The 1,277-nt window shown below is 49.3% G+C and carries 1 protein-coding gene; it reads right to left on the minus strand.

Annotated elements, in window-relative coordinates; translation table 11 throughout:
- Positions 1 to 402: 402 nt before the first annotated feature.
- Entirely contained in the window at positions 403 to 1,224 is an 822-nt protein-coding gene (locus SD626R_RS11865; protein ID WP_092566568.1) for an IS5 family transposase, read from the minus strand.
- Between the last annotated feature and the right edge of the window lie 53 nt (positions 1,225 to 1,277).

A 1,277-nucleotide genomic window follows, 5' to 3' on the forward strand; every position in this document is an offset into this window, starting at 1 on the left:
GGCTCTGTTGAAATCCTATTCTTCAGATATATTCTCACCTGAAACAGCCGGTCGATGAGAGCTGCCTATTCTTCAGACCGAGAGTAGAACCCGAATATAAGGGCTAAGAAACCAAAAATCAGCCAGAATATGAGACTCGGATTGAAAAATAAATCCAGCGAGAATTGTTTTGAAGGTAAAATAGCATACCAGATCGGTACACTAATACCTAAACCTAATATTGCGACGAGGATGAACTTGGGGTTGTCATCCATATTGTCTAATAGATGTTCAGAGGGCTACTAGTTATCTATGCCGATACTGTTTGATTATCTCCGAGGATTTCTTCGCCTATCAGAGAAAAAGCCCGTCAGTACCGTATATTCTGTACTGAGCGGTCTGTGCTTCATCTGTATTGACCGCTCAGAGTGACCGATCTACATTATGAATGAGACAAGCAATGGTGAGTTCCCGGAACTGTTTCCACCAGCGCCGTGAGCGGACGAACGCACCGTACTTTCGCTTGAGCGTTGAGTTCACGGTCTCGGATTGACTCCGTTGTCCGTAGAGATCAGCGTCTAAGCGTGCGTTCCATGCCTTGTGGAGTGGTGTGAACTCACGATGCTTAATCAGTGGCCGAACCTCGTGTTGACGAGCAAGTCGCCTGATCTTCTGGTCGTCGTAGCCCTTGTCACCGAGGAGAATGTCAATATCCTCGGGGTTGCGCTTGATCAACGACGGAGCGATCTGGCTATCGTGTTTTCGAGTCGTCGTCACGTGTAAATCGAGGATTGCGTTCACCTTCGCATCAACCAATAGCGTCACCTTGAGCTGCTGAATCGTGAGTTCAGCACGTTTCGTGTAGTGTTTCGAAGCGTGACTACGGTCGAACCCCGACGCATCAACACCAACAACTCCGCTTGTCGGAAGTAACGTCGCTGAGAGAGTCAAAATGATACGCCACACAGCCATATCAAGCCGGTTGAACGCCTTACACAGCGTTGAAGCAGTAGGAAGCTCGGTTAGCCCGAGGACACGACGGATGCGTGGCATCTCGATCAGTTCGTCAAGTAGGCCACGGTAGGTCGTGTTCTTCCGCACTTTGAGACACAGTAGAACAACGTGCTGCGGGAGTGTATAGCGGTGTTTAGAGAATTTTGAGGAGTATCGAGAAACGGCTCGGCGGGCCAGATGGATCGCCTTCTCAGTAAACCGGAGAATCTGCGACTTCGGGAGGGGCTTCATCTCGTCGAATTACAGGACGAACATGTAACTCTCTGAGGATTTCAACAGAGCCA

The organism is Halorubrum sp. SD626R (assembly GCF_001261915.1).
Classification (GTDB): Archaea; Halobacteriota; Halobacteria; order Halobacteriales; family Haloferacaceae; genus Halorubrum.